17 protein-coding genes and 1 pseudogene are annotated in these 15680 nt (G+C 72.5%); 9 read left to right on the top strand and 9 right to left on the bottom strand.

Annotated features, from left to right (window positions below; genetic code table 11):
• Nucleotides 1–20 precede the first annotated feature (20 nt).
• Together ACXJKQ_RS05515 and ACXJKQ_RS05510 are read left to right on the top strand one after the other, a co-directional pair.
• Nucleotides 21–1271: a molybdopterin molybdotransferase MoeA gene (locus ACXJKQ_RS05515; RefSeq protein ID WP_457104762.1), complete on the top strand. Its 1251-nt coding sequence runs from the start codon at nucleotides 21–23 to the stop codon at nucleotides 1269–1271.
• Between the two features lie 66 nt (nucleotides 1272–1337).
• Nucleotides 1338–2210 (top strand): 4-(cytidine 5'-diphospho)-2-C-methyl-D-erythritol kinase, encoded by an 873-nt coding sequence (locus ACXJKQ_RS05510; protein WP_457104761.1) that lies wholly within the window; start codon nucleotides 1338–1340, stop codon nucleotides 2208–2210.
• 19 nt (nucleotides 2211–2229) lie between these two features.
• Here ACXJKQ_RS05510 and ACXJKQ_RS05505 read toward each other — a convergent pair whose 3' ends face one another.
• Nucleotides 2230–2691, bottom strand: coding sequence for a hypothetical protein (locus ACXJKQ_RS05505; protein WP_457104760.1), 462 nt, complete (start codon nucleotides 2689–2691; stop codon nucleotides 2230–2232).
• Nucleotides 2692–2705: 14 nt separating this feature from the next.
• Nucleotides 2706–4523 carry a chloride channel protein gene (locus ACXJKQ_RS05500; RefSeq protein ID WP_457104759.1) on the bottom strand — a complete coding sequence of 606 codons (1818 nt, stop codon included), beginning with the start codon at nucleotides 4521–4523 and terminating at the stop codon, nucleotides 2706–2708.
• A 133-nt stretch (nucleotides 4524–4656) separates the two neighbouring features.
• Between ACXJKQ_RS05500 and ACXJKQ_RS05495 the strand changes: the two are divergent.
• Nucleotides 4657–5084: pseudogene (locus tag ACXJKQ_RS05495) on the top strand (MarR family winged helix-turn-helix transcriptional regulator).
• 185 nt (nucleotides 5085–5269) lie between these two features.
• Here the strand turns inward: ACXJKQ_RS05495 and ACXJKQ_RS05490 are convergent.
• Nucleotides 5270–6289 carry a polyprenyl synthetase family protein gene (locus ACXJKQ_RS05490; RefSeq protein WP_457104758.1) on the bottom strand — a complete coding sequence of 340 codons (1020 nt, stop codon included), beginning with the start codon at nucleotides 6287–6289 and terminating at the stop codon, nucleotides 5270–5272.
• 168 nt (nucleotides 6290–6457) lie between these two features.
• On the opposite strand from ACXJKQ_RS05490, the gene ACXJKQ_RS05485 reads away from it, so the two are divergent.
• Together ACXJKQ_RS05485 and ACXJKQ_RS05480 are read left to right on the top strand one after the other, a co-directional pair.
• Complete coding sequence (locus tag ACXJKQ_RS05485; RefSeq protein ID WP_457104849.1) at nucleotides 6458–6682, top strand: putative signal transducing protein; 225 nt, start codon at nucleotides 6458–6460, stop codon at nucleotides 6680–6682.
• Nucleotides 6679–7425: a tRNA1(Val) (adenine(37)-N6)-methyltransferase gene (locus tag ACXJKQ_RS05480; RefSeq protein WP_457104757.1), complete on the top strand. Its 747-nt coding sequence runs from the start codon at nucleotides 6679–6681 to the stop codon at nucleotides 7423–7425. The genes ACXJKQ_RS05485 and ACXJKQ_RS05480 overlap by 4 nt, the downstream gene beginning before the upstream one ends.
• A gap of 9 nt (nucleotides 7426–7434) precedes the next feature.
• Here ACXJKQ_RS05480 and ACXJKQ_RS05475 read toward each other — a convergent pair whose 3' ends face one another.
• On the bottom strand, nucleotides 7435–7746 hold the full coding sequence (locus tag ACXJKQ_RS05475) for a hypothetical protein (protein ID WP_457104756.1): 312 nt from the start codon (nucleotides 7744–7746) through the stop codon (nucleotides 7435–7437).
• 31 nt (nucleotides 7747–7777) lie between these two features.
• On the bottom strand, nucleotides 7778–8452 hold the full coding sequence (locus ACXJKQ_RS05470) for a trna delta -isopentenylpyrophosphate transferase (protein ID WP_457104755.1): 675 nt from the start codon (nucleotides 8450–8452) through the stop codon (nucleotides 7778–7780).
• A 256-nt stretch (nucleotides 8453–8708) separates the two neighbouring features.
• On the opposite strand from ACXJKQ_RS05470, the gene ACXJKQ_RS05465 reads away from it, so the two are divergent.
• Genes ACXJKQ_RS05465 through ACXJKQ_RS05455 form a run of 3 tightly spaced genes read left to right on the top strand, consistent with a single transcriptional unit; the run spans nucleotide 8709 to nucleotide 10271 of the window.
• Complete coding sequence (locus tag ACXJKQ_RS05465; protein ID WP_457104754.1) at nucleotides 8709–9506, top strand: heme ABC transporter permease; 798 nt, start codon at nucleotides 8709–8711, stop codon at nucleotides 9504–9506.
• Nucleotides 9507–9516: 10 nt separating this feature from the next.
• Nucleotides 9517–9660, top strand: a complete 144-nt coding sequence (ccmD, locus tag ACXJKQ_RS05460; RefSeq protein WP_457104753.1) for a heme exporter protein CcmD — start codon at nucleotides 9517–9519, stop codon at nucleotides 9658–9660.
• Nucleotides 9657–10271 carry a DsbE family thiol:disulfide interchange protein gene (locus ACXJKQ_RS05455; RefSeq protein ID WP_457104752.1) on the top strand — a complete coding sequence of 205 codons (615 nt, stop codon included), beginning with the start codon at nucleotides 9657–9659 and terminating at the stop codon, nucleotides 10269–10271. The genes ccmD and ACXJKQ_RS05455 overlap by 4 nt, the downstream gene beginning before the upstream one ends.
• Nucleotides 10272–10273: 2 nt before the next feature.
• On the opposite strand, the gene ACXJKQ_RS05450 is transcribed toward ACXJKQ_RS05455, so the two are convergent.
• Both ACXJKQ_RS05450 and ftsY read right to left on the bottom strand, forming a co-directional pair.
• Nucleotides 10274–10888 (bottom strand): septation protein A, encoded by a 615-nt coding sequence (locus ACXJKQ_RS05450; RefSeq protein ID WP_457104751.1) that lies wholly within the window; start codon nucleotides 10886–10888, stop codon nucleotides 10274–10276.
• Between the two features lie 131 nt (nucleotides 10889–11019).
• On the bottom strand, nucleotides 11020–12384 hold the full coding sequence (ftsY, locus tag ACXJKQ_RS05445; protein ID WP_457104750.1) for a signal recognition particle-docking protein FtsY: 1365 nt from the start codon (nucleotides 12382–12384) through the stop codon (nucleotides 11020–11022).
• A 57-nt stretch (nucleotides 12385–12441) separates the two neighbouring features.
• Between ftsY and ACXJKQ_RS05440 the strand changes: the two genes are divergently transcribed.
• Complete coding sequence (locus tag ACXJKQ_RS05440; RefSeq protein ID WP_457104749.1) at nucleotides 12442–13116, top strand: RluA family pseudouridine synthase; 675 nt, start codon at nucleotides 12442–12444, stop codon at nucleotides 13114–13116.
• 304 nt (nucleotides 13117–13420) lie between these two features.
• Here ACXJKQ_RS05440 and mtaB read toward each other — a convergent pair whose 3' ends face one another.
• Both mtaB and dapF read right to left on the bottom strand, forming a co-directional pair.
• On the bottom strand, nucleotides 13421–14647 hold the full coding sequence (gene mtaB / locus ACXJKQ_RS05435) for a tRNA (N(6)-L-threonylcarbamoyladenosine(37)-C(2))-methylthiotransferase MtaB (protein WP_457104748.1): 1227 nt from the start codon (nucleotides 14645–14647) through the stop codon (nucleotides 13421–13423).
• Nucleotides 14647–15534, bottom strand: a complete 888-nt coding sequence (gene dapF / locus ACXJKQ_RS05430) for a diaminopimelate epimerase (protein ID WP_457104747.1) — start codon at nucleotides 15532–15534, stop codon at nucleotides 14647–14649. Before dapF ends, mtaB begins: the two co-directional genes overlap by 1 nt.
• Nucleotides 15535–15680 lie beyond the last annotated feature (146 nt).

Genomic DNA, 15680 nt, shown 5'->3' with positions numbered 1-15680 from the left:
CCGTCCCACCCAGCAACGCCATGGGTCGCCTGAACGCCGACTGCTTCGACGCCGCGCCCGCGCCCATGCGGGTCGCCGATGCGGTCGCGCTGATCCGGGAGCGCCTCCCGGTCCTGTCCGGGATCGAGACCGTTCCGCTCGCGGGCGCGGAGGGCCGGGTCCTCGCGGAGGACCTGATCGCGCCCCTCGACCTGCCCCCCTTCGACAACGCTGCGGTGGATGGCTACGCCGTGCGGGCCGCCGACCTCGCCCGAGCGGGCGAGACGCGCCTGCCCCTCGCGGGCCGTGTCCCGGCCGGCCACCCGGCCTCCGATCCTGCGCCCAGTGTCGCGGTGCGGATCTTCACCGGGGCGTCCATGCCGCCGGGAACCGACACGGTCGCGATGCAGGAGGACGTGCGGGTCGAGGGCGGCACCGTGGTCCTTCCCGAGGGTCTCATGCCGGGCTCGCACCGGCGGCGGGCCGGCGAGGACGTCGCCCGCGGCAGCGTGGTGATCCGCGCCGGAACCCGCCTCGGACCGCGGCATTTGGCGCTCGCCGCCGCGTCGGGCGTGCCCGCGCTGCGCCTGCGGAGGCCCCTGACGGTGGCGCTGTTCTCCACCGGCGACGAGCTGACGCCACCCGGCGAACCCCTGCCGCCCGCCGGGATCCACGACGCCAACCGGCCGATGCTCGCCGCGCTCCTGAGGCGGTTCGGCGCGGAGCCGGTCGATCTCGGCATCCTGCGCGACGAACCCGCACCTCTGCGGGCGCGCATCGCGGAGGCCGCCGCGGACCATGACCTGATCCTCACCTCGGGGGGCGTTTCGGTCGGCGAGGAAGATCACGTCCGCGCCGCCGTAGAGGCCGCCGGGGCGCTGACCTTCTGGCGCCTGGCGATCAAACCCGGCCGTCCGGTGGCGCTCGGGACCGTGGCCGGCACGCCCTTCGTCGGGCTGCCGGGTAATCCGGCCGCCGCCTACGTGACCGCCGTCGCCGTGGTCCGCCCCCTCATCCTGCACCTCTCGGGTGCGCGGGACACGGCGCCCGCCGTCACGGTCCGCAGCGGCTTCGACCAGCAGAAGCGGCCCGGCCGACGCGAATACCTGCGCGTCTGCCTGCGCCCGGGACCGGACGGCCTCCCGGAGGCGGTCCCGGCGCCCGGCGGCGCCCTGTCGGGCCTCGCGGCCAGCGACGGGCTGGTGGAACTCGCCGAAGACCTGCGTATGGTCCGAGTTGGCGACGCGCTGCCGTACCGGCCGCACGGGGATCCGGGCGCGGCGCTCGGCTGAGCTGTTGTTCCTGCACGCGAGCCTGTAGAGCCTCGGGACACGCTGCCACGACCTGTCCGAGACCCCGTGCCCCTGCTCGCCGATCGCGCCCCCGCCAAGGTCAACCTGACGCTCCACATCCTCGGCCGCCGCGCGGGCGACGGCTACCACGCGCTCGAGAGCCTCGTCGCCTTCGCGGGGACCGCCGACCGCCTGACCCTAAAAGCCGACGCGCCCCTCGGCCTGACCRTCAGTGGCCCCACCGCCGGCCCGGCCGGCCCCACGGACGACAATCTCGTGCTGCGCGCGGCCCGGGGGCTCGCCGCCCGTCTGCCGGGTCTGCGGACGGGCACCTTCCATCTGGTGAAACGCCTGCCGGTCGCGGCCGGGATCGGCGGCGGCTCCTCGGACGCAGCCGCCGCCCTGCGACTGCTGGCGCGCCTCAACGATCTGCCCGTCGACCACGATGCCGTCGTCGCGGTGGCGCAGGAAACCGGAGCCGACGTCCCGGTCTGCCTCGACCCGCGCGCCCGGATGATGCGCGGCGCCGGCGAGACGATCGGGCCGGCCCTCGGACTCGCGCCGCTGCCGGCGGTGCTGATCAATCCCGGCGTCCCGGTCGCCACGGCCCCCGTCTTCAAGGCGCTGGGCCTCGCCGTCGGCCAGGACCTCGCCGGGGCGCCGCACCCGGCGATCGCGCGGGACATGGGCGCCGACGCCCTGCTGTCGGCGCTGGCCGAGGCCCGCAACGATCTGGAGCCGCCGGCCCTGACCGTGGCGCCGGTGATCGGCGAGGTGTTGGCGGCCCTGCGCGCCCGAGGTTGCCGGCTGGCCCGGATGTCGGGTTCCGGCGCGACGGTCTTCGCACTCTTCGCTGATCGGCGCGGAGCGGTTCAGGCCGCCGCGGCCCTGCGCGCCGCCCATCCCGCGTGGTGGGTGGCGCCGACCTTCCTGCGCTGAGCCGTCCGGAGGGCGCCCCTCAGGCGGGCTTGGCCTCGTAGACCGTGACCACCCCCCGTCCCTCCGGCACCATGACGCGCCAGCACCGGGCCTGCGGCAGGTCGGCGAGATCGATCGCGCGGGCGCGGCCGCTGCCGACCTCGAAGGTCGCCAGGTGGCCGGATGCGTCGCGGCCGCGCAGGTAGGCGCACCCCTCGGCGAGATGCAGCGCGGCCGGCGGGAGGGCGTCGCGCACGAAGGTGCTGTCGGCCAGGGCGCCGCTCGGCACCACGAAGGCGCGCTGGAGGACCAGGACTTCGGCGTCGGCCGCGCGTTCGGCAACGATCCGCAGATGGCCTTCGCCGTCGCGTCGGTTCAGGAGCAGCGCTTCCCGCCGCCCGTCCCGCGTGACCAGCAGAGCGAGATCCGGCCCGTCTTGACCGGCTATCAGGTAGCAACCGCCCGGATCGAGCCGGTCGAGGCTGATGGGTCGCCCGGGCATGCGCGGCGTCATGGTCATGCTCCCGTTCGTGCGCGGCGCGCACCGAGCCCCTTCCGGTAGAACGCGCGGCGCTCGGCCTCGGCCGGCACGACGGTGGCGCGCACCTGCAGCAGGTCCTTGCGGGTCGACAGGCCGACGAGTTCGCCGCTGTGCGGATCCGTGACCGGCAGGTGCCCCTGACCGGCAGCCAGCATCACGTCGATGGCGTGCGAGACCACGTCACCCGGATGGACGGTTGCGAGATCGGCATCGGAGACGCGCTCCCCGAGCGTCCCGTCCTGCGCGTCGCCGTCGCGCTCCTCCAGGGTCCAGCCCAGGGCGTCGCTGCGCGAGACGAGGCCCACGGGACGGCCCGCGCCGTCCACGACCGGATAGGCATGGTGGCTGCCGGTCTCGATGGCGGCGAGCGCTTCCGCCAGGGGCAGATCCGCGTCCAGGGTCTCGACCGTCCGGGTCATCACCGCCTCGACCCGGGCGAGATCGTAGGGATCGATGCCGTATTCCCGCGTCACGTGCTGCCCGCGCCGCGCGATCTTTTCCGTGAGGATCGAGCGCTTGAGGAGCAGCACCGTCACCGCGTAGGCCGCCATGGTGGCCGCCAGGAGCGGCGCCAGGGCCGCGACGTCACCGGTCACCTCGACGGCGAAGACGACGCCGGTGAGGGGCGCCGGCAGCGTGCCGCCCAGCATCGCCGCCATGCCCATCAGCGCCCAGAAGCCGTGAGCGCCCGGCAGGACGAGACCAATCAGCCAGCCCACCGCACCGCCGAGGATCAGGAGCGGTGCCAGCACGCCCCCGGAGGTCCCCGACGACAGGGCGGCGAGCCAGATCACCGCCTTGACCACCAGGATCGTCGCGACGGCGCCAACCAGGAGGTGGCCGGAGAGCAGATCGTGGATCACGTCGTAGCCGACGCCGAGCGCCCGGGGTTCGACGAGGCCGCCGAGGCCGACCACGACGGCGCCGAGGGCCGGCCACCACATCCAGTGCAGGGGCAGCCGGCCGAATCCGTCCTCCAGGGCGTAGACAGCCCGTGTGAGCGCGCCGGAGATCAGCCCGCAGGCGATGCCGAGCGCCGCGCAGGCGGGCAGGCCCCACCACGGCAGGGTCGGGTTGTCGACGAAGGGGAAGAGCGGTCCGGCACCGAACAGGTCAGGCCGCCAGCAAGCCGCCGTCACCGCGCCGACCGCCACCGGAACCAGGCTGCGGGGCCGCCACTCGAACAGCAGGACCTCGACGGCGAGCAGCACGGCCGCGACGGGCGTCCCGAAGATCGCTGTCATGCCGGCGGCAGCCCCCGCCACCAGCAGGGTCTTCCGCTCGGCGGCGATGAGGTGGAAGAACTGCGCGAACAGCGAGCCGACGGCGCCGCCGGTCACGATGATCGGCCCTTCGGCGCCAAACGGGCCGCCGGTGCTGATCGCCACCGCCGAGGACAGGGGCTTGAGCACGGCCACCTTGGGCGACATGCGGCTGCCGCCGATCAGGATCGCCTCCATCGCCTCGGGGATCCCGTGCCCGCGGATCTTCTCCGAGCCGTAGCGCGCCATGGCAGCGACGATCAGCGCCCCGATCACGGGGATCGCCACCATCCAGAGCTCGGGCGTCGCGCCGGCCAGGGAGGTCAGGGCCGTGTCGAGGCGGTCGTACCACGCGAGATTAGTCACCAGGCCGATGAGGGTGAGCAGGATCCAGGCGGTGCCGCTGGCAGCGGTCCCGGTCACGACCGCCATCCCGGCCAGCGTCAGGACCCTCCGGTCCGCGCTGCAATCCCCCAGCGCCCGACGCAGTGGCTGATCGCCACCGCGTTCCCGATCGGTCCCGCCGCTCATCAAGGTCTCCTGTCCCCAAACCCGTCATTTATGTCGTTATCCGATATATTAAAACACGGCTTTGGGCGATGGGACACGACATGGCACCGAACCCGGGGCATCGTCCGGACGGGAATTCTTCACGAAGGCTGTCATGGCGGCGGATGCGCCCGGGCACTGGGCGATGTCACGCGAGCAATATGCAGCGCTCGCGGATTTCCGGTTCCGGCTCCGCCGTTTCCTCGCCTTCAGCGAGGCCGCGGCGGCCCGGGCGGGTCTGCCGCCGCAGCAGCATCAGGCCCTGCTGACCCTGGCGGGCCATGCCGGACGGGCACCCGCCACGGTCGGCCTGCTGGCGAGCAGCTGCTGATCGCGCCCCACAGCGCCGCCGAGTTGGTCGCCCGGATGGTGGAGGCCGGCCTGCTGTCCAAGACGCGCGCCGTCGAGGACAGGCGGCGAAGCGCGCTCGCGCTCACCTCCCACGCCGAGGCGCTCCTGCGGACCTTGACGGCCGCGCACCTGGAGGAACTGCGCGGGCTCGCGCCCGCATTGGCCGATGCCCTCGCCCCCGTGACGCGTTGACGCATCACCGAGTCGGTCGAAGCGATCCCGCAGGGGACTCGGCATGGGGGACGACAAGGATGTCGCGGACCGCCGCATCAAGCTCTGGCGGTTCTACGCCGAACGCGTCGCCGGCAGCGCGGCCGACGGCGGGCCGTGGCCCTGGGTACGAGTTGTCGCCGCCGGGTTAACCGTGAGGTCGCGTTTCAGCGCGCCCGGGCCACGCAGAACTCGACGGCGCCGATCAGCGCGGCCTTGACCGGTCCGTCGGGGAAGACGTCGAGGGCGGCCCGGGCCTCGGCACCGTAATGGTGGGCGCGGGCCACGGTCTCCTCCAGGGCGCCATGGCGCTGCAGGAGGTCGAGGGCCGTCTCCAGATCGCCGTCGCCGATCTCACCCTGCTGCAGGGTACGCCGCCAGAAGCCGCGCTCGCCCTCGCTGGCCCGGCGATGGGCCAGGACGATCGGCAGGGTGATTTTGCCCTCGCGGAAATCGTCGCCGACGTTCTTGCCGAGTTCCGCGGAGGTGCCGCCGTAATCGAGCACGTCGTCGATCAGCTGGAAGGCGATGCCAAGATTCATCCCGTAGGACCGGGCCGCCGCCTGCTCGGCCTCGGGCCGTCCGGCGAGCACCGGCCCGACCTCGCAGGCGGCCGCGAAGAGCTCGGCTGTCTTGCCGCGGATCACCGCCAGATAGGCGGCCTCGTCGGTCTCCAGGTTCTTGGCGTTGGTGAGCTGCATCACCTCGCCCTCGGCGATCACCGTGGCGGCGGCCGAGAGGATGTCGAGCGCCCGCAGGGAGCCGACCTCCACCATCATGCGGAAGGCCTGGCCGAGCAGGAAGTCGCCGACCAGCACGGAGGCCTCGTTGCCCCACTTGATCCGGGCCGCGACGCGGCCGCGGCGCATGTCGCTCTCGTCGACCACGTCGTCGTGGAGGAGCGTCGCGGTGTGCATGAACTCGACGCTGGCGGCGAGCTTCACGTCGCCGTCGGTCTCGCCCGCATAGCCGCAGAGCTGGGCGCAGGCCAGCGTCAGGATCGGGCGCAGGCGCTTGCCGCCGGAGGCGATCAGGTGGTTGGCGACCTCGGGGATCATCGCCACGTCGGATCCCGTCCGCGACAGGATCGTGGTGTTGACCCGCGCCATGCCGTCGGCCACGAGCGCGACGAGGTCGTTGAGCCCCGCCTCCGCCTCGGGCTTCGGATTCTCGATGGAGAGGGCCATACCCAAGATCCGTGACCTCCAGACCGGTCGCCCCACGGGGGGCGGGCGATCCCTTCGCACGCGCCCCGCGGCGCCGCAACATCGTCCCGGGCTGGATATGGGGTGCCGACCGCGCGGATCGCGCGCGACGAAACCGCCGATCCGGATCTTCACGGGGGCCAACCCGCGATGATCGAGCTGATCCGCGCCAACGATGTCGTGCTGATCGGGTTCGCCCGCTCGGTCCTTGAGGCGGCCGAGATCCCGGTCCTCGTGGCGGACAGCCACATGAGCCTGATGGAGGGCTCGATCGGCGTCTTCGGACAGCGTCTGCTCGTCGCGCACGACCACGAAGCGCAGGCCCGGCGGCTGCTGGCCGATGCCGGGATCGCCCACGAGTTGCGCCAGCCGTGACATCGGAGCCGGACGCCTTCCTCGGCGGCCTCCTGCGCCTGCATCAGCCTCCCAAGGGCGCGCACCGGGCCGGGACCGATGCCGTGCTGCTCGCTCGGCTGCTCGTTCCGGGGGCCGGGGATCGGGTCTGCGATGTCGGCGCCGGGACCGGCGCGGTCGGCCTCGCCTGCGCCGTGCTGGTACCAGGCCTCAAGCCGACGCTGGTGGAGCGAGACCCCGCCCTTGCCGAGCAGGCGCGGGCGAACGCAGCGTGCAACGGGATCGACGCGCAGGTTCTGGTGGCCGACGTCCTCGCCCCGGCAGCGGAGCGCCGCGCCGCCGGCCTCCAGCCGGACGGGTTCGACGTGGTTCTCACCAATCCACCGTTCTTCGCGGCCGGCAGCCACCGCGCGTCGCCCCATCCCGGCCGGGCCTCCGCCCATACCTTTGCGGAGGGTAGCCTGGAGGCCTGGATCCGCGCCTGCACGGCGATCCTGCGGCCCGGGGGCCGTCTCGGGCTGATCCACAGGGCCGACGCGCTCCCGGCCTGCCTGGATGCCCTGAAGGGGCGCTACGGCGGCCTGGCGATCCGCCCGGTCCATGCCCGCGGCGATACGGCCGCGATCCGTGTGCTGATCACCGCGACCCGGGGCAGCCGCGCGGCGGCGGCCCTGCTCCCGCCGCTGGTACTGCACGGTCCCGACGGCCGTTTTACCCCGGAAGCCGAAGCGCTCCATCGCGGCGCGCCCTGGCCGCCGCGCTGACCGGACGGCTCACGCCGCCAGCGCGACAGACTCCGCGACGCGGATGCCGAGGAACCGCTCGACCTCCGGGAGATCCGGAAAGGCGAGGAATTCCGGGCGCAGCGGCTCGGGCAGACCCTCGAAATTGAGGCCCGGAAACGTGTCGGGATGCGGGTAGAGCTGCCAGGACGCCCCGGGCTCGACCGGCGGGAACAGGATCGCAACCTTCTCGGACCCCAGGCGGACGATCCGGGTCGGGCTGTAGGACAGGGTCTCGATGCTCCAGCCGTGGCGGGAATCCCGGCGGGCCTTCATGGTGCGGCGGCTCGTCGCGCGATGCATGGCGGTCTCCTTCGGTGGGGTGAGAACAGGTTCAGGCGGCGCTGCGGCGACCCGATCGTTTCGGCCAGCCGAGCGCCACGAGGCGCGCCTTGGCGTAGTCGCGCACCTCGTCGCGGGTGCCGGGAGGCATCGTCGCCAGCACGGCCTGGGTGTCGCCATCCAGCATCAGGTCGGTGACCGCGTTGATCGTCCCGGCCGCGTCGATGCGGCGCTTGAGGTCGCCCTCGGCCTCGGTGACCTCGTCGAAGGCGGGTGGTTCCTCGAAATCCTCGTCCACCGCCCGGACGGGAATCTGATGGGCGCGGAACTCGTCGGCCTCCTCTTCCGAGTAGACCAGACCGTGTAGCTCGATGAGCTTGAGGATGACGCGGTCCTTCCCGCGCTTCTCGGCCATCGCGTAGACGTAGGCCGCCTGCTTGCCTGAGACGCGGTAGTTCACGTTGACGAGGGCCTCGCCCATCGACCACTCGACGCGGTCGGTCCCGGGCTTCGCGCCGGGCAGGCGGCCGGTCACCAGGATCACGGCCTCGTCCCGCTCGGCGCGGATGACCGTCGGCGGCTCGAACACGATCCCGGCCTGCGCGGCGATGCGCTCCAGGGTCTTGTGGTAGATCACCGCGGTCCCCTGGACGCGCCAGACGTTGCCCCCGAAGGGCTCGCCGTAGCGGACGAGGATGTCGGCGATCTGCTTGTCGGCGGTTCGCATGCGGGCTCGTTCCGGAAAATTTCGACGGCATCATCCACAGGTTTGTTGGATTTTGCTCTTTTGTTCTCTTTTTGTTCGTATCTATATGCGCAATCTGCCCGCCATGCGCAAGGGGTCGTGCGTCGGGTTCGTGGTGCGCGTGCCGCCGCGGCGTCGCGCCTCCGAAGCGCCGGACGGACGCGGCCAGACTTCGCATTGTTGCTGCACCGCACCTTAGGGTAGACCCTTGGCGACGATGTCCGAGACCGCAGCCGCGATGACGCCTTCCCTCTGGACCCGCCTGTCCAATCCCAGCCACTTCATGCGGTGGTCCGGGGTGCTGGTGCCTTGGCTCACGGCCCTGTCGCTCGGCGTCCTGGCGCTCGGCCTGTACCAGACCTTCTTCGTGGTGCCGCCCGACTACCAGCAGGGCGAGACCGTGCGGATCATGTACATCCACGTCCCGGCCGCGTGGCTCGGGGTGTTCTTCTACGGGGCGATGAGCCTGTCGGCGATCGGCACCCTGGTCTGGCGGCACCCGCTCGCCGACGTGGCCCAGCGGGCGGCGGCGCCGATCGGGGCGGCCTTCACGCTGATCTGCCTCGTCACCGGTTCCCTCTGGGGCAAGCCCATGTGGGGCACCTATTGGGTCTGGGATGCGCGGCTGACGTCGATGCTGATCCTGCTGCTGATCTATTGCGGGATCATCGCCCTGTGGCGGACCCTCGAGGATCCGAACCGCGCCGCGCGGGCGGTGGCGATCCTGACCCTCGTCGGCGCCGTGAACCTGCCGATCATCAAGTTCTCGGTGAACTGGTGGTCGACCCTCCACCAGCCGGCCTCGATCCTGCGCATGGGCGGCTCGACCATCGATCCGTCGATGCTCTACCCCCTGCTGATCATGATCGGCGCCGCGACGCTCGGCGGGACGACCCTGCATCTCTACGCGATGCGCACCGAGATCATGCGACGCCGGGTTCGGACGCTCACGATCCGCGAGGCCGAGCGCCTCGACCGCGCCCAGCCGCGCATCACCCCAACACCGGCGCCGATGCCGGTCGGCCAACCGGTCTAGGATCGCGGCGATGGATCTCGGGTCTCACGGCGGCTTCATCCTCGCGGCCTACGTGTTCACGGCGGCCGTGATGGTCGCCCTGGTCGGCAACGCCCTGCGCGACCGCCGGGCGCAGGTGCGCGCCCTGAAGGGCTTCGGCGAGGACCGGCGGTGACCGCGCCCCTCGACGAGACCACCGGACCGGTGCCGCCGGTCCGCCGCTCGCTGCTGCTGATCGTGCCGGCGCTCGCCTTCGCGGCGCTCGCTGCCGTGCTGTTCCTGCGCCTGCGCTCCGGCGTCGACCCGGCCGCCCTGCCGTCCGTGATGATCGGCAAGCCGGTGCCGCAATTCGCGCTGCCCGCCGTCCCGGGGCTCACGGCTGGCGGCGCGCCCGTGCCCGGCCTGTCCAGCGCGGATCTGAAGGGCCAGATCACGGTGCTCAACGTCTTCGCCTCGTGGTGCGCCCCCTGCCAGGTGGAGCACCCGATGCTGATGCGTCTGGCGAAGGAGCCCGGCATCCGGCTCGTCGGCATCGACTACAAGGAGCCGAACCCGGAGGCCGGGCAGCGCTTCCTGGCGCGGCACGGCGTGCCGTTCAGCGCGGTGGGCGCCGATGCCGGCGGCCGGGCGGCGATCGATTTCGGCGTCTACGGCGTGCCCGAGACCTTCATCATCGGGCCGGACGGTGTGATCCGCGACAAGCTCGTCGGCATCCTCACACCGGAGAACTTCGCGAGCGTGCTCACACGGATCCGCGCCGCCGGCAAGGTCGCGGCGGCGCAGTAGGCTTACGCCTCCGGCTGCGGGTTCTTGCGCTCGTAGCGGGTCAGCAGCGGCGTCTGCGCCAGGGCGAACAGCACGGTGATCGGCATGATGCCGAACACCTTGAAGTTCACCCAGAAATCCTCCGTCTGGGTCCGCCACACCAGCTCGTTGAGGGCCGCCAGGACGAAGAAGAACACGCCCCAGCGGAAGGTCAGCTTGCGCCAGCCCTCGTCGGTGAGGCTGAACATCGAATCGAGCACCACCGACAGCAGCGAGCGCCCGAAGGCGAGGCCGCCGAGCAGCACGGTGCCGAACAGGGCGTTCACGATGGTCGGCTTGACCATGATGAAGGTCTTGTCCTGCAGCGCCAGGGTCAGGCCGCCGAACACCACCACCACCACGCCGGACACGAGCGGCATGATCGGCAGGCGCCGCACCATCACGTAGTGGATCGCCAGGGCCACCACGGTCGCCGCGATAAACAGGCCGGTGGCCACGAACAACTTCTGGTCCGGAGCGACGCCGAACTTCTCGGAATAGGCGTTGCCGAAGAAGAACAGCACCAGCGGGCCGAGTTCCAGCGCCAGCTTCACGAGCGGCGGCAGGTGGCGGTGCGGGGGGACGGATTCGATCTGCATACGCTCGATAGGCTCTGGTACGACGCTCACGAGGGGCTGGACGCGTCGAACGGGATTTTCCGGGGTGTGTGGAACGCGGAGCGCGCGATGTCCATGACGTCGCGCACGAAAGCTCGGCGGGCGGCCGCGTCCTAATCCTTCTCCAGCCCGGCGATCGCCCGGGCGAAGTCCCGGGCCGCGAAGGGCTCCAGATCCTCCACGCCCTCGCCGACGCCGATGAAGTGCACCGGCAGGCCGAACTTCGCCGCCAGCGCCACCAGGATGCCGCCCCGGGCGGTGCCGTCGAGCTTGGTCATCACCAGGCCGGAGACCGGGGCCGCCTGCGAGAACAGCTCCACCTGGCTGAGCGCGTTCTGGCCGACCGTGGCGTCGAGGACGAGGAGCGTGGCGTGCGGCGCCTCCGGATCCTGCTTGCGCAGCACCCGGACGATCTTCTCCAACTCGTCCATCAGGCCGGCCTTGTTCTGGAGGCGGCCCGCCGTGTCGATCAGCAGCACGTCGGTCCCGGCGGCGGAGGCCTGCTTGAGGGCGTCGAAGGCGAGGCCCGCCGCGTCGGCACCCTGCGCGCCGCTGATCACCGGCGTGCCGGTGCGCGCGCCCCAGACCTTGAGCTGGTCGATCGCCGCCGCCCGGAACGTGTCGCCCGCCGCCAGCATCACGGTGCGCCCCTCCGCGCGCAGCTTCGAGGCGAGCTTGCCGAGCGTCGTGGTCTTGCCGGCGCCGTTCACCCCGACGGTGAGGATCACGAACGGCTTCTTCGCGGAATCGATCGCCAGCGGCACCGCCACGGGCTCCAGCGCCCGCTCGACCTCCGCGGCCAGGATCGCCCGCACCTCGTCCGGCGAGATGCCCTTCTCGTAGCGGCCCTTGCCGACCGCCTCCGAGACCCGCATCGCGGTCTCCAGGCCGAAATCGGCCTGGATCAGCGCGTCCTCAAGATCCTCCAGCGTGGTGGCGTCGAGCTTGCGCTTGGTGAACAGGCCGGTGACCCGGTCGGACAGGGCCGACGAGGTCCGCTTCATCCCCGAGGTGAGGCGGTTCCACCAGCCCTTGGCCTCCGGCTCGCGGTCCGGCCCGGCGCCGGCGTCGTGGGCGAGGGCCGCGGCGCTGTCGATGGGCTGGATGTCGGGCATCGCCTCGACCGCCGGCTCCCGGACCACATCGCCCGTATCGACCGGGTCGGCCCCGTGCGCGGGGTCGTCGCCGGCGGTGCCGGCCGGCGGGCGCTCCGACTCGCCCTCCACGGGCAGCAGGTCCGCGCCCTCGACCGCGTCCGGGACCGGCTCGCCGGTCTCCTCGGGCGGCAGCGGGACGTGCGCGACATCCTCCGCGGCGGTGGCGAAGTCCGGCTCCCCCTCGGAGGGCGAGGCGGCCTCCGGTGATAGTTCGGCCTCCGGCTTGTCCTCGGGCTTGTCCGCGAGCTGATCCTCGGGTCCGGGCTGGCCTTTGCGCCCGAACAGGCGTCCGAACCAGCCGGGCTTCTCCTCGCTCGCCATGAAATCGCGTCCTCGCCCCACCTTGCCCCGCCGGCACCGACCCTCTAGCCGATCCGGATGTCCAACGCCTTCGACATAGGCGCGCGCCTCCTCTACCGCGATGCCCTGCTGCTCGTCATCGACAAGCCGGCGGGTTTGCCGGTCCATCCCGGTCCCCGCGGCGGCGAGACGCTCACCGACCACCTCGACGCCCTCCGGTTCGGCCTGCCCCGCCGCCCCGAGGCCGCGCACCGGCTCGACAGCGACACCTCCGGCTGCCTCGCGCTCGGCCGCCACGCCAAGGCCCTGGCGCGGCTCGGCAAGCTGTTCTCCGGCAGCGCCATCGACAAGACCTACTGGGCGATCGTAGAGGGCGGCCCCGCGGAGGAGGTCGGCAGCATCGACCTGCCGCTCGCCCGCCGCTCGGACGATCCGCGCTCGTGGTGGATGAAGGCCGACCCCGCGGGCGACCCGTCGCTGACGCACTGGCGGGTGCTCGGCCGCGCCGGCGGGCGGACCTGGCTGGCGCTGAAGCCGGTCACCGGCCGGACGCATCAGCTCCGCGTGCACTGTGCCGCCTCCGGCTGGCCGATCCTGGGCGACGCGATCTACGGCGGGGCCCCGCGGGGCAGCGCCCTGCACCTGCACGCGCGGACCTTGTCGATCCCGCTCTACCCGAAGCGCGACGCGATCACCGTGACGGCGCCGCCGCCGCCACACATCGCCGAGGCCGTCGCGGCGATGGGGGCGTGAGCCGCGGCGCGATCCGGCGCGGGGCTACGGCGCCCGCCTCAATGCCGCGGACAGGCGACGCGGTTCGCACGCGTCCGGCGGAGCATATCGGCAGCGGCAGAGCGCGACGCGCCCCCTCTCCCGTGCGGGAGAGGGCTGAGGTGAGGGGCGAGAAGCGTCAGGATCGAGCACGCGGTCGACGTGCGGGTCCGTCGAGCTTTCTGCGGATGCCGCACATCCCTCACCCTGTCCCTCTCTCGCACGGGAGAGGGGACCCGCGTCACGGTCGGCCACGCAGGCTCTGTCTCGACGGGAACGGGTAGCGCTAGGCCCCGATCAGCCGCGCGCCGTCGTGGCCGGCGATGGCGAAGTCGTGGAACGTTCCCGCCTCGGCCGCGCCCGGCAACCGCACCGCGGTGAAATCCGGGCTCCGCCCGACGCCGCCGCGCTCCGCCAGCACCGTGAGACGGCGGCCGACCTGGGCGTCGAGGTGCCGGCGCAGGGCGTCGGACCCGGCCTCCCGCAGCCGCGCCGCCCGCGCGCGGATCGCATCCGGCGCCACCGGCGGCATGCGCGCGGCCGGCGTCCCGGGGCGCGGGGAATAGGGGAAGACGTGCAGGTGCGTCAGGCCGCATTCCGCCACGAGGGCGAGGGAGCGGGCGAACTGCGCCTCCGTCTCCGTCGGGAATCCCGCGATCAGGTCGGCGCCGAACACCATGTCGGGCCGCAGCCGCCGCACCGTCGCGCAGAAGCGGATCGCGTCGGCGCGCAGGTGCCGGCGCTTCATGCGCTTGAGGATCAGGTCGTCGCCGGCCTGCAGCGACAGGTGCAGGTGGGGCATCAGCCGCTCCTCCTCGGCGATCGCCGCCAGCAGGGCGTCGTCGGCCTCCACGGAATCGATGGAGGAGAGCCGCAGGCGCGGGAGGTCGGGCACCGCCCGGAGGATCGACCGCACGAGGCCACCCAGCGACGGGGCCGGGCCGGCGAGATCCCGGCCGTAGGCGGTGAGGTCGACGCCGGTGAGCACGACCTCGCGGCCGCCATGTGCCACGAGGGTCCGGACCTGCGCGATCACGTCGGAAGCCGACACCGAGCGCGAGACGCCGCGGCCGAACGGGATCACGCAGAAGGTGCAACGGTGGTCGCAGCCATTCTGCACGGGCACGAAGGCGCGGGTGTGCCCGGCCATGGCTTCGATCCGCGTCGGCTCGGCCACCCGCGCCGCCATGACGGCGCCCGGGCCGGTCGCGGCCGACGACCAGCCGTCGGGCCGCAGCTTCTCGGCGTTGCCGACGAGGCGGGCCACCTCCGGCATGGCCGCGTAAGCCTCCGTCTCGACCTCGGCGCCGCAGCCGGTGACGACGATCTCGGCCCCGGGCCGTTCCCGCGCGATGCGCCGGATCGCCTTGCGGGCCTGCCGCCCGGCCTCGGCCGTGACCGCGCAGGTGTTCACCACCACGCGGTCGCGCCCGTCCGCCGCCGCGTGAGCCCGCAGCGCCTCGGACTCGACGGTGTTGAGGCGGCAGCCGAAGGTGAGGGTCTCGACCGCCATCAGGCCGCGCTGTCGAACAGCTCCGGCGCCAGGGTCCCCTCGGCGACGAGCGCGACCGGGCCGGTCATCAGGACGTGGTCGTCGGCGCGCCACTCGACGAACAGTTCGCCGCCCGGCAGCGCGACGCTGGCCTGCCGGCCGATCATCCGGAGGCGCGAGGCAGCCACCACGGTGGCGCAGGCGGCGGTGCCGCAGGCGAGCGTCAGCCCGGCGCCGCGCTCCCAGACGCGCAGCTTGATCGTCTCGCGGCCCGTCACCTGCGCCACCGAGATGTTGGCGCGCTCCGGGAACAGCGGATGATTCTCCAGCATTGGGCCGATCCGGGCGAGATCGAAGGACCCCGGATCCTGCTCCACGAAGAACACCGCGTGCGGGTTGCCCATGTTCACGACGGCCGGCGAGTGCAGGATCGGATCGTCGATCGGGCCGATCTGCAGCTCGATCCGGCGCGTGTCGGGGAAGGGCTCCGACAGGGGGATCTCGTCCCAGGCGAGCCGCGGCCGGCCCATATCGACCGTGAAGGCCCGCTCCGAGACGCGGCGCACGCCCAGCAGGCCGGCGGGAGTCTCCAGGGTCAGCCGCCCGCCCTCGGCCGGCCGGGCCATGGCAGGGTCGTCGAGCATCGCGTAGGCGACGCAGCGCGTGCCGTTGCCGCAGGCGCCCGATTCCGAACCGTCGGTGTTGTAGATTCGCAGGAACGCGTCCGTGCCCGGGCTCACGGGATCGTGCAGGACCATCAGCTGATCGAAGGCCGAGGCGGGATCCTGGGCGATCGCCCGCGCCTCCTCGGGCCGCACCGTCGCGACGGAGCCGCGCAGGTCCAGCACCACGATCGCGTTGCCGGCGCCGTGCATCTTCAGGAAGCGTCTGTGGGCGAGTGCGCTCATGCGGTCCCGCAGGTGAGGAAGGGGCCGGCTATATCGCAAAAGCGACCGCCCGACGCGAGGGGTGCAGCGGCGTGGCAGATGCGCCGCACCCGCGGCTCTCGTCCACGGCGCCCTCGCGGGCCGTCCCGTTCGCCACTAGGTTACGC

Source organism: Methylobacterium sp. P5_C11, from assembly GCF_054049775.1.
Note: the sequence above shows the minus strand (reverse complement) of the source record. Positions and strands in the feature narration are given on the sequence as shown.

Bases quoted from the DNA above. Each gene is read 5' to 3' on its own strand.
- ACXJKQ_RS05475 (WP_457104756.1), bottom strand. From the start codon at position 7,746: ATGCATCGCGCGACGAGCCGCCGCACCATGAAGGCCCGCCGGGATTCC.
- ACXJKQ_RS05470 (WP_457104755.1), bottom strand. From the start codon at position 8,452: ATGCGAACCGCCGACAAGCAGATCGCCGACATCCTCGTCCGCTACGGC.
- ACXJKQ_RS05440 (WP_457104749.1), top strand. From the start codon at position 12,442: ATGTCCAACGCCTTCGACATAGGCGCGCGCCTCCTCTACCGCGATGCC.
- ACXJKQ_RS05485 (WP_457104849.1), top strand. From the start codon at position 6,458: ATGATCGAGCTGATCCGCGCCAACGATGTCGTGCTGATCGGGTTCGCC.
- dapF (WP_457104747.1), bottom strand. From the start codon at position 15,534: ATGAGCGCACTCGCCCACAGACGCTTCCTGAAGATGCACGGCGCCGGC.
- ACXJKQ_RS05450 (WP_457104751.1), bottom strand. From the start codon at position 10,888: ATGCAGATCGAATCCGTCCCCCCGCACCGCCACCTGCCGCCGCTCGTG.
- ftsY (WP_457104750.1), bottom strand. From the start codon at position 12,384: ATGGCGAGCGAGGAGAAGCCCGGCTGGTTCGGACGCCTGTTCGGGCGC.
- ACXJKQ_RS05500 (WP_457104759.1), bottom strand. From the start codon at position 4,523: ATGAGCGGCGGGACCGATCGGGAACGCGGTGGCGATCAGCCACTGCGT.
- ACXJKQ_RS05505 (WP_457104760.1), bottom strand. From the start codon at position 2,691: ATGCCCGGGCGACCCATCAGCCTCGACCGGCTCGATCCGGGCGGTTGC.
- ccmD (WP_457104753.1), top strand. From the start codon at position 9,517: ATGGATCTCGGGTCTCACGGCGGCTTCATCCTCGCGGCCTACGTGTTC.
- mtaB (WP_457104748.1), bottom strand. From the start codon at position 14,647: ATGGCGGTCGAGACCCTCACCTTCGGCTGCCGCCTCAACACCGTCGAG.
- ACXJKQ_RS05465 (WP_457104754.1), top strand. From the start codon at position 8,709: ATGACGCCTTCCCTCTGGACCCGCCTGTCCAATCCCAGCCACTTCATG.
- ACXJKQ_RS05515 (WP_457104762.1), top strand. From the start codon at position 21: ATGGGTCGCCTGAACGCCGACTGCTTCGACGCCGCGCCCGCGCCCATG.
- ACXJKQ_RS05490 (WP_457104758.1), bottom strand. From the start codon at position 6,289: ATGGCCCTCTCCATCGAGAATCCGAAGCCCGAGGCGGAGGCGGGGCTC.